Genomic DNA, 11,047 nt, shown 5'->3' with positions numbered 1-11,047 from the left:
AGTGCGTATAGCCCTGATTTACAGGGGTGCGTGGCTACTGGAAAAACGGTTGAAGAAACCATAAATGAAATGAGAGATGCAATATGTTTTCATGTAGAAGGATTACAAGAGCAAGGTGAGACTTTGCCGCTTCCACAGCCTTTTGAGAAACATGTCAACCAGATTGATGTAGATTCAGGAGATATATTTGCATTTGTAGGGATACGGTTGGAATCTGTTGCAGCATAACTGCTAAAACTTTTTCAACGGAAACCCTTTTATAGGCTATTATCGCTTTTGATGTTTTATGGATTGTTCAGTAGATTCCAAACAGTCACATATCTCATTTAAATCCTCTTGGAGTCTTTTTGAACGAGTATGATTAGCTTCAGCGGCAACATATCCAATCAGGTCTGTAAGTTGTTCAAGCGTCATAACAAGCTCAATTTGTTCATCGTCATGCTTAATAGCAGACTCCAATATATGGCAATGAGTTTGTTATTCCTTATAATATCGTACTCATATGCTGTTATGAAAACTGAATATGTATTCCCACTTATAAGCCTCCCTTATATTTATTTATCGCTATTGCAGTTGACATAACGCCCCTTTCCAAGACATAGCCCAGTCAACCGCTACTCTATTTTCAGCAATTACACCTATATTCAGTCAATCTGCAGGAAATAGGAGTCTTAAAATTTACCCGTGATAATAACAATGGATCGGACTACCGCAAATCTCAAAATATCTCTATTTTTCTTCTATTTTTATATGGGTCTGGATTCTCAATTTAACCTTTCTTTGCGATCTCATAATAAAGTTTTAACGATTGATAAATATAGTCATCACCCTTGCTGGTCTTTATACTCGACTATCAAGTTTTTTTTAATAGCTTGATATTATTGAATATTTATGCTGACTGCAAGCAGAGCACAAAAATATGGCATGGATTTTAAAATTAAATAATATCAATATGTTATATTTTTGTCATCAAGTCCGTTTTACAAAAACAGTCATTTCTAAGCCCAGTGTTTACAAGGGTTGAGGAAAAAACTTGATAGTCGAGTATTAACAACACTATAACACGAGACTCCTACCTATGTTAACCAATCTGAGCCCCCTGAAGCAACGTTTCAACACAGCCTTCGTCCCGAGTCATAAAATACTTTTCGGAGATTATGTAAAAAAACTTGTTGATCTCATTCCGATCCAAAACAGAAACCCCCTGTTTGATAACCATATCCAGAAAGCTTGATAGGCACACTCGATTGAGTGCCTCAAAGGCAAACCCAAGCCCTGTGTAATACCCTTGACCACAAACGATCACATCCTTGCCTTTGATGAGAGCTTCAAGCCCGGCCTGGGAGTTGACGGTCACACAGACATCCGCACTATCGATCAGGGAATAGGTATCATATAGTCCATTATCCAGAAGAAAACCACCAGACGTTATTTTTTCAAGAAGACCCTCTTGTTCCGTGATTCTGCGGTAGGTCAGGTTGTTGTATGGCCGGGAGAGAATGTTATTGCCGGTCGCCTCCTTCGGGTGCAATTTGATAATCAAATGATAATCGTTCGCCAGACAGTAATCGACAAGTTGATCAATAATTGCTACTGGGCAAGAGAAAGTATTGATTCCGAACAGAACAGACGAATCTGTATACACCTGACCAATGAACAGTACTGTTTTCTTGTCGGACTTCGCAGCTACTGCGAGAGGAGTCTGGTGTTCACCCACTTTCATTTGCTTGATATTCTCCAAGTACTCGTTTACATAAAGTTCGGCTGCTGCGGCCGTAACAAAATCACGATATTTCCAGTAGAAATTTTTTGCCAGATTCTTGTTGACGGTAATACCGGAAATGTCGTCCCATACAATTTTATTTTTATTGAAGGTATTCTCCACGGCAACAACGCCGAATCCATGAAGACAAGACAATGCCCTGACAATCGCAGCATCGAAATTATGCCCTTGTGAGATCAAAATTTTGTCCGGTTTTTTTTGAATCACTATTTTTTCAAAAAAATCTATACATTCGGCGCTGACCGCAAACCATTCCGCAATGACTGCTCTGTGCCGTTCATATTCAAAATTAATCTTTGCCGGGAAGATGTCGAGATCAACGCAAATATTATATTCAGAAACACGATACAAGTTGACGCCTTTGTATTCAGTATCTCTGAAATCTCCATGAATGGTGAATACTTTTTGTTTCTCGTGGGGCACAAAGGGTATGCGTATGAAGATGTTCCGAGAAAAGATCCCTTTGCCGACAATCTTGTCGTAATTCATTCGGATCCAATTATTCGAATCTGCAATTAAAAAAACCTTGCCAACAGGAAACAAACCCTTTAGAGCATTAACCATTGGAGCCGTTATTGAAACGATCACTGCAAAAAATCTTGCGTAAACTTTGCCCCAATTTTTTTTTAGGTTCATTGTTTCTCCATAAACTTCTGAATCGCTTCCCCAGCCATAGGCCTTAATTTCTCAACTACTCCAGCAATACACACAGAGATTTCTTCTCTTTTATCAAAAACGGCTTTCGTTCTGTCATAAAGCTGCTGCTCAAGTTCCTCGGGAACGCTTTTAAGCAGATAATCTTCCTGATGAAAAATCTTCATCGCCCCATAATTTTTGTGGTAATAGTAGTCGTCAAACGTCATCGAAACTGTCGGTACAGCAGCCGCCATGGCGAAGATGATCGGGTGGTGTTTCATCGTCATACAGAGTGCCGCATTTTGAATCAGTCCGACGGTGAGATCTGGCCGATAGCCATGCGCTGGCATTGTTCCTGGTTCGTCCATGGCTGCTCGGACCTCTTCAATGGCAGCTTCATCCGAACGGACCATCGGAATGAAAACGATCTGAAGGCCCGTATCCTTGCAAATGCGATCTAAAGCCCGTGCTATATTTCCCATAATGACCCGGGATATTCCCTGTTCCTGGCCCCAGTAATGCACATTGACAGCAATGTAAGGTTTTTGGGCGTTGATCCCGGAATCCTCAAGAAGTTCGGTAATTTTACAGGTCGAAGCACTCTCAAAAAAAAGAGCATCATCAAATGTACTCTTGATCCAATCTCCAGACAGACCCAATGTAGACAGGTCTTTTGCGGAATCGACAGGATCACGCAGATAGATCAGTTCGGCCTTTTTCAACCCCCAACGTGCCAGGATGCGGCTGATCGGATCCTTGAACACCCCGATGGTTTGCCCTGAGAGGATCGTCGGCACGCCCAGCGCATAAGCAAGGCAGATCAGTAGCATATTGTCCCACAGTCGTGTCAAAGTCATGCCGGTCAGGTATCCGCCTCCGGAAAGGAACAGCACGTCAGAGTCGTTCAATTCGTTTAGCAATCGAGCCTGGGATGAAGTCAGACCAAAAATCGGAAATCCTGCCCGCACCAGGCAGGCGTTGAAAAGGCAGATCGTAGCGATCAGAGGATACATTACTTTGAATTTTTTTTCAGAACCGAAATATTCACTCCCCCCCAAGCCGAAGAGAGATTTTCTCGGTGCAAGTTCGACCCGAATCTGGCTATGGACACTATCAGTGTATTCGCAGTTAGGGGTCAGAACGGTCAACCGGCAACCAGGCGACGCCTTTTTCCAGTGTTGCAAATTTGCAGCCAACTGAGCCTCATCACCGACATTACCGTAGCCGTATCCTCCTGCGACAAGAACCCGGAGTCGGCCTGTAGAAACGACACGCTTTGATCTGCGGTACCCCACAAAAAGGGCGCATGACCTCAAGATAGGGTGCAAAATTGCTCGCCACGGCCAATTTAAATATCTTTTAAACGTCTTCAGTCTTCCTGTGGGCTTCTTTACCGCTCCATCGATGAATTCATCCCTAATAATAGTGACAATTATACGAAAAGTTTCAAGAGGAACGTTTTCACTATTGAAGTAAAGGACATCATCCCATGAAAAATCAGATTTTAATAAGTCGAGTTGCAAACGATCAAATTCAAAGTTCCCTGAAACAGCACCCTTACTTTCAAGTTCTGACCATAAAACGGTACCAGGGATGGGATTGAACAGATAAAAACCAATGATTTTAAAACATTCCTTGTTCTTACGAAGGAAATCGATCGTTTCCTGCAAATCACTTTCAGTTTCTCCCGGGACTCCGAACATAAAAGATGCACCACACATTAAGCCGTGCTTACGGCACAAATCAATAACCCGCTGATGATCATCAACCGATATGTTTTGCCCTTTTATCCTCTTTAGAAGTGAATCTGAGCCAGTCTCAGCACCAAAGCGAACAAAACGGTAGTTCATCTCCTTGAGCAACAGAATATCTTCTTCGTCGATAATATTGGAGCGACAGAACCCCCTAAAGCTGACCTTTTCAGGTATACCTAAGTTGACAAGCTGCCTGACAATATTCTTGAATCTCTTTTTGTCAGCCATCCAAAGGTCATCAAGGATCGCAATCTCATCTGGTTGATATCTGTCGACTACTTGAACAATTTCCGAAACAACGGAATCTGCACTTCGGAAGCGGGTATCTCCCCGCCAGAAACCTTGCGATGCACAAAAGGTACAGCGAAAGGGGCACCCCCTTGATGTAAAAATAGGTTCATGTTTGTAATAAGGTTTGTAACGTAATGGCAAAGGAATGGCATCAATATCAGAGATATGCTTCCTCAAAGGAGTCTGATGAATCAAACCTCTTTCATCACGGTAACAGATACCAAAAATATCTTTAAAGTCAGGCTCACGCAAAGGGTGTTTTGCATATTTCTCAACAATCTCTACAAAGGTCTCTTCACCTTCACCGATAACCCCGACATCAAATACATCAGGCAAATGTTGAGGTATCGCAGACACATGATACCCACCGAGCAGTGTAAAACAGCCAGTTGCCTCCTTGCATTTCCTGGCAAACTCACATGCATCAGTAATCACTTGGCTGACGCTGCTGATCCCGAGAATATCCGGTTTAAACACAATCACCTCTGCGTAATCGTCGACAATACGGAGATTATCCGCTAAGACAATCCCCTTATGCAGCAGGTAAGCGGCCAGATAACTTATACCCAAAGGCCTGACATTGAATTGTTCACCCTCATAGTGCGAGTAATAGAGACAGACTTTCAAACTCTTAGTAAAAGAAGTAATCATGTTTCAGTCCTACGTATTCGGTTTTATAAAAAAACAGGTTCTTACAGTCGAGACTTTGGTTTGAAGGTGAAAAACTTCCGCAGCCGTAGCCATTTACTCTGCAGTGGAGACATGAATAGGATCATTTGATGTATTGGAACCTTACCGAAGCGGAAATAAAAAAATTCAGATAATTTCATCAAAGACCAGAGTCGCCAGAATTCATGACTGTCACGAGAAAGCCAACGCCTCTTCCATCCAAGTGAGGAATATTTTCCATCCAGTTCTTGCTTAATTATTTTTTTCCAAACGAGTCGATCACGAACCTTTTCATGCTTAAAGATTGGCGTGATTGTTTGAGAATTAAAAACTTCATCAGAGTCACACGCATCGAGAAACAATCGGCCATCATTCTCCAAGCGTAACAGATGATCTTCGATTTCACTATTATTGACGATAACGAGCGAGGACCCAAGAGGGTCTTTACTCAACCGCCCCCATGCGTCCTTAACAGATATATCAGCATCAACCCCGTAAAAATCTGGGCAATAAAAACAACATTCTTGAGCAAAAAAATAATTGCGCCACATATCTGTATATGCTGTTAAGAACCGGTTTTTTCTTATCACACGGTCAGGAAGCTCGATCAGATTATTAAATTCATTGGTGTTCGGTATGCCTACTTTGTCACGCAAATTGATCCGCCAGGGGACATCCCTTCTGACGCCCTCTTTCTCAACGAGACAATCGATAAACGCGCCAGTAGCGCTCTTACCGCAAACCAAACAGATCTTATACTTAATTTTTTTTTGCACCTCAGAAGAAAGCCGGACGAGACCCCGCAACACACAAGGGACACCCACCACCGCAAAAGAGCCATCCTCTTCTATTAACTCGTTAAGGACTTTGTCGTAACTCAAGGGATGATAATGTGAGCTTCGTCCTCGGTCGAGATCCTCAACTGTTCTAAAAATTTTCATCTGAAAATGGGGTTCACCTACAGTTCCTTCTATCGGCAGGGAGGCCAAGACACCATCGACTGTGCCAGAAGAGAGCAACTGCTCCAAGAGAGCGCTGGTCACACCTCCAGAAGAAGATCGAATTCTCTTGGAGACGTCTTTATCATAAGCAATGAAATATGTTCCATCCTGAGGGAGCCCAAACCTCACCCCCTGAGCCTGTGCCGCAGAAGCATACTCTGCGATGCACTGCGGGCTGTGAGGACAAACCTTGAGACATCGACCACAATGGGTGCATCCATCTTCATCAATTTCCGGTTGCCAGGTTCGGCGAGCTTGCCATACCATCGTAATCACCGATCCTGTGCAAACGACAGAGCATAGACCACAACCGACACAAAGGTTGTGGTTCACGATCTCTTTAACATTCTGGTGAGATGCCTTAAACGACATTTTGACACTCTAACTTTAAGGTTTTTCTAATCACAACCGACAAATGAGTGCCTCCGGCAAATTTTGAAGCAACAATATCCCCAAAAATAGAGCAAATTTTTTGACCAAAGGTTATAGAAGAATAGTATGGGGAATAAATAGAATCAGTCAGAGGAAATGTTGTAATGTCTGCATGAATATTGTTGTCGGTCAGAAAGTGCTTCATGCCCTTCCGGGAGACTGCCCAGAGATGCCTTGGCGGATCAATCCCGTGCAGCATCTCTCCAAACAAAAGCTTCGCCATGACTTTAAGCTTAGGAGTATTACCAGCCATACAAATTTTTTCTATCCGCCTTTTTAGTAATTGCGGGTAAGCGAAATATTCCAGGGAGTCTCCATTCGGGCAAATAACCAATAACGTTCCGCCTTTAGCCAAGATACCGAAGATTTTCAGGATAAAACCACACGGATCAACCATATGTTCAATAAGATGGCGGCACATTATAAAATCGTATTTGATACCCTGGTTTTCCAGCATGGCAGCGTCCTGATTCAAGACATGTGTCAAACCGACCTTTTCCCTTGCAAAAAGGCATGCATCACTGTCTAAATCAATATAGGTACTCTGACCATAACCATTGATTTCAAAGGCTTTTGCGTAAAAACCACCGCCACCACCGACGTCTAACATTTTCATATTTCCTTTTTCCGGCAAGCCGAGAAAAGAGAAAAGTTTTCGACTAGACCTTAGGATGTTTTTTAGGTTTTTAATATTCGCACCAAACAAAAAACCTTCATAGAACTTTTGCAACTCTTCGCCATGCGGCATCGGAGCAACCATACCTGTACCACAGACCGTACACTTGCAAACATCGTAAGCCTCCATTTTATAAACGACAGAAGCATATCCCCTGCAAAAGGGGCATTCCGAATTCAAAATTTGGGGAGTCATCAATATTCACTCACTTTCATTTACGTGCCAATGTCCCATAAACTGGACCGAAGCTCCTCCACAAAAATTACCAACCACCTCGAACTTCCTGTCTGCATATAACCAAAGCAGTTGTCTATTATTGGTCTTGTCATAAACGATCAAATTTAGATAATACACTCCAGGATTTAAATTCAGGTTGTCAATTTCCAAACGAATCCGATTACGCTTATATTTGTTTTCGATTTTCACATTATTATAGGAAGAATGGCACTGAGCCGCCGTTGCACCATCCTGTCCCATAAAGGTAAATGATAAAGAAACCTCTTTATATTTTTTGGACACGATCAGATCGAATTCAACGATAAAACGATCATACCAATGAAAAATATCAGAAATACAATTATTATGATCAAGCAAACTGAAATTGTCTATATCTGCTACTTCGTCCCCCCTCACCGTCTTCCGATCAATCTCAAACAAAGCATTGTAAGCCTCAATTACCTGCGGTGGTGTTCCTTGAAAAATTTTCTGTCCGTGATTAAGCAGCAGTGCGGAGCTACTCAATCGATTTACAAAATACATCTGGTGCGACACTAATATGACAGCACATTTTTCAAGCAGATCGGCCATTTTTGAATAGCATTTTGACCTGAACCCCATATCACCCACAGCCAATACTTCATCAATGAGTAGTACGTCAGGCTCCATCTGTGACGCCACAGCAAATCCTAACCGCACCTTCATCCCAGAGCTGTAATTTTGAATTGGGCTATCAATAAACTCTTCAAGTTCCGAAAAAGCAATAATTTCATCAAGTTTTTGATCAATCGCCTGCTTGGAGAGCCCCAAAACCGAGCCATTTACATATATATTCTCACGCCCAGACAAAATTGGGTTAAATCCAGCACCAAGCTCGATTAAGGCTCCAACACGGCCATTCATCTCAATCCTGCCTTTATCAGGCTTGATAAGGCCGTTGAGCATTTTGAGCAAGGAACTCTTGCCTGCCCCATTTGCCCCAATCAGACCAAGGCATTCTCCTCGTTTCAACTCAAAGGATACATCCTTAACCGCCCAGAACTCATCCGCACGCAGTTCGCCATTGCCCCCATGGCGCTTTCCAATCACTTCGTTACCAAGATCCCGCATGCCATACCACAACGACTTCTTGAGACTACGACAGAACTTTTTGGAAACGCCCTCGACTTTGACCAATGTGTCGCTCATATCAAGCACTCATCCGCTCTATGAGAATAGGCATAGCCAACCGAAAAACCACCCACACCATCAAAAGCAGTGCAACTGCGGCAATGTTGACCACCACAAAATAACCCAGGTATTCGGGCGACACACCGGTTAGCCAATCGCGAGTGGTAAGGATAATTGGAGACAACGGATTAAATGAGAATAAAACGGAGGCCAGTCCTTTTTCCGGCATTGGAAAAACTACCGGTGTGACGTACATCAAAAATTGCATCAACAAAGGCAAGGCACGTCCTATATCGGTATAGAGCATACCGACCGGGGTGATGAGCAGTCCGAGGGAAGTACCAACCAGGATCAGAGAGAGAATACCGAACGGAAAAAGCAACAGGCTCAAGTTGGGTTTAATCCCCATGAAGAGTAAAGCCCCAAATAGAAGTACAATCTTGATCGAGGCGTTAAACAGGGTCTGGTAGATACCGGAAACAATCAACGCTTCACGCGGAAAATTCAATTTAGCAAGCATAGCCTTTGCAGCATTAGTTTGTTGCAAAGGAGCGTTCAGGGCATCCATGAAGATCGCCCAGAGCATAGTGCCTGTAAAAACGTATACCGGATACGGCAACGCAGTATCAGCGATCTTAACCACGCCGGAGCTGTTCAGAAAAATCCAGGCAAAGGTGTTAGCCAACGGCAGAATAAAAGCCCACAGGATACCGAGGAATGCCTGGCGATACTGAGCCTGGATGTCGCGTACCGCCAAACGCCACGCCAACTCTCGTGCTACGAGCAGATCCGTAAACATCTCGCATATCATCCTGCCCGGACTGGCGATGGAGGAATCGGGGGTGTAGACGGTTTTCTTTAAGGATAAATCATTCATCTGAACTCCATGGGAAAATGGTAACCTGGGGTCATAACGTTCTTAATTCTTCCAGAATCAGTGCCATATCCACAGGACGGATGGTCTCCACAATCCATTCTCTCATCTTCCGCCCCTCTTCAAGGGCTTGATTGTACGAGATAAAATCAAGGGAGATATTCAATTCATCCGCCACAAGCAGGGCAAGGATGGGCCATATGGTTCCAATGTCATATACAATAGGAAGGCTGCCGGGAATGCGTGCAAATCCAGACATCTCCATGCGAAAGGGCAGCCCTGTCACCTTTGCCTTGGGAAGCCCTTTTTTGACTGCTTCAGTGATCTCATTTTTTGATCGTTCCTGAAGCCATGCCACCTCAAGATTGGGATCGAGATCAATGCGGATAAGCTGTTTGTCAGCAAGGGAGAATGTCCATTCATCCTCCCAATCCGACCAGATGCCGTGGCCGGTATAGGTTTCAAAGGGGCCGTCATGGATCTCCTGACACAAGGCAATGGCCGATTCTATGATCACATCGGCACTGTCCAGCAGTTTTGCCATGCGAAATGAGCGCTCAGATATGGAGATGGAGTCTCCGATGGCAAGGCCTGTTCTGCCGCCTCCCACAAGCTGGGTCACAGATACCAGTACCGGTTTATTCAATTTTGCACCGGCTCCGATTATGGTCATGGGATCGGCACCAAGCCCGGCAATCTCTTCAAAGGGTCTGCCATACTTCTTTGCCAGATGAAGAATCTGCCTTGAGATCTGCTCGGTTCGAAGCCCCGCAGGGTAGGCCATGTTTCCGGCTGCCTTTACAATGATTCCTCCAGGTGCTTGAAGGATCTTTTGATAGAGAATATCATCTATCTGACTCTCATGACAGTATTGTGCCATAATATCCGGGGGCAAAACAGTTGCTTCCACCATGCCGAAGGAGGGAAGCTTATCATCGGAAAAACCCAATGCTCTGCCATCGGCTCTTTTGACCTTATCCAGAGTTCCGGCCATTTCATGGCTGACCACGGCCGAGCTGGTACAGACGCCGTCAATGATCCCCTTATGCATCAACTCGGCAATCAGCGTCGTAACCCCTTCATGGAGATTGGGCCCGCTGCCCACGGCCACAACGACCTTTCCATTGCGCTTCTTGGCTTTGACGATGCGCTCTTTGGCATCAAGGATTGCAGATTGAATGTATGACGGCAGGCTTTGATAGCTGTTTTGAATAACAGGATTGTTAATTGTATTCACCTATTCTTATTCTCTCACATTTTTACAAAAAAAAATCGTTTTACTCTTGATCCAGCAGATGAAACGGGATATCAACTGTCTCGTTATTCAACACTTTCCGGATCAATGCGGGATCCAGGTTGATGATCCGGGCGATGAGATCCTCTGACAAACCTTGCTTGAGGGCATTGCGAATCAGTGAAATCATGACGTTTCGATGCGCTACACGGACTTTGACCTTGATATATTCTGCAAACGTGACAGTCTCACTATCTGCACTGAATCGTTGACGTAAAAATTCCAGGTCGCTCAGTGTCACTTGGGCATAT

General features: G+C 43.9%; 9 protein-coding genes. 1 reads left to right on the top strand and 8 read right to left on the bottom strand.

Annotated features, from left to right (window positions below):
• The coding region (locus HQK80_12755; protein MBF0223074.1) for a type II toxin-antitoxin system HicB family antitoxin at positions 1-228 on the top strand (228 nt) is incomplete at its 5' end.
• An 853-nt stretch (positions 229-1,081) separates the two neighbouring features.
• On the opposite strand, the gene HQK80_12750 is transcribed toward HQK80_12755, so the two are convergent.
• From HQK80_12750 to HQK80_12715, 8 genes are all read right to left on the bottom strand, one after another.
• Positions 1,082-2,419, bottom strand: a complete 1,338-nt coding sequence (locus HQK80_12750; protein ID MBF0223073.1) for a hypothetical protein — start codon at positions 2,417-2,419, stop codon at positions 1,082-1,084.
• Complete coding sequence (locus HQK80_12745; GenBank protein ID MBF0223072.1) at positions 2,416-5,115, bottom strand: polysaccharide pyruvyl transferase family protein; 2,700 nt, start codon at positions 5,113-5,115, stop codon at positions 2,416-2,418. The genes HQK80_12750 and HQK80_12745 overlap by 4 nt, the downstream gene beginning before the upstream one ends.
• 41 nt (positions 5,116-5,156) lie before the next feature.
• Positions 5,157-6,506, bottom strand: coding sequence for a Coenzyme F420 hydrogenase/dehydrogenase, beta subunit C-terminal domain (locus HQK80_12740; GenBank protein ID MBF0223071.1), 1,350 nt, complete (start codon positions 6,504-6,506; stop codon positions 5,157-5,159).
• Positions 6,496-7,182, bottom strand: coding sequence for a methyltransferase domain-containing protein (locus tag HQK80_12735; protein MBF0223070.1), 687 nt, complete (start codon positions 7,180-7,182; stop codon positions 6,496-6,498). The genes HQK80_12740 and HQK80_12735 overlap by 11 nt, the downstream gene beginning before the upstream one ends.
• A 261-nt stretch (positions 7,183-7,443) precedes the next feature.
• Complete coding sequence (locus HQK80_12730; protein MBF0223069.1) at positions 7,444-8,646, bottom strand: ABC transporter ATP-binding protein; 1,203 nt, start codon at positions 8,644-8,646, stop codon at positions 7,444-7,446.
• Position 8,647: 1 nt separating this feature from the next.
• On the bottom strand, positions 8,648-9,505 hold the full coding sequence (locus HQK80_12725) for an ABC transporter permease (protein ID MBF0223068.1): 858 nt from the start codon (positions 9,503-9,505) through the stop codon (positions 8,648-8,650).
• A gap of 31 nt (positions 9,506-9,536) precedes the next feature.
• On the bottom strand, positions 9,537-10,730 hold the full coding sequence (locus HQK80_12720) for a hypothetical protein (protein MBF0223067.1): 1,194 nt from the start codon (positions 10,728-10,730) through the stop codon (positions 9,537-9,539).
• A 49-nt stretch (positions 10,731-10,779) separates the two neighbouring features.
• On the bottom strand, positions 10,780-11,047 hold a 268-nt coding region (locus tag HQK80_12715; GenBank protein MBF0223066.1), incomplete at its 5' end, for a hypothetical protein.

The organism is Desulfobulbaceae bacterium (genome assembly GCA_015231515.1).
Classification (GTDB): domain Bacteria; phylum Desulfobacterota; class Desulfobulbia; order Desulfobulbales; family VMSU01; genus JADGBM01.
This window is presented reverse-complemented; position numbering and strand designations above follow the sequence as displayed.

Coding starts and splice junctions, on each gene's coding strand:
- HQK80_12750 (MBF0223073.1), bottom strand. CDS start 2,419: ATGAACCTAAAAAAAAATTGGGGCAAAGTTTACGCAAGATTTTTTGCA.
- HQK80_12745 (MBF0223072.1), bottom strand. CDS start 5,115: ATGATTACTTCTTTTACTAAGAGTTTGAAAGTCTGTCTCTATTACTCG.
- HQK80_12740 (MBF0223071.1), bottom strand. CDS start 6,506: ATGTCGTTTAAGGCATCTCACCAGAATGTTAAAGAGATCGTGAACCAC.
- HQK80_12735 (MBF0223070.1), bottom strand. CDS start 7,182: ATGAAAATGTTAGACGTCGGTGGTGGCGGTGGTTTTTACGCAAAAGCC.
- HQK80_12730 (MBF0223069.1), bottom strand. CDS start 8,646: ATGAGCGACACATTGGTCAAAGTCGAGGGCGTTTCCAAAAAGTTCTGT.
- HQK80_12725 (MBF0223068.1), bottom strand. CDS start 9,505: ATGAATGATTTATCCTTAAAGAAAACCGTCTACACCCCCGATTCCTCC.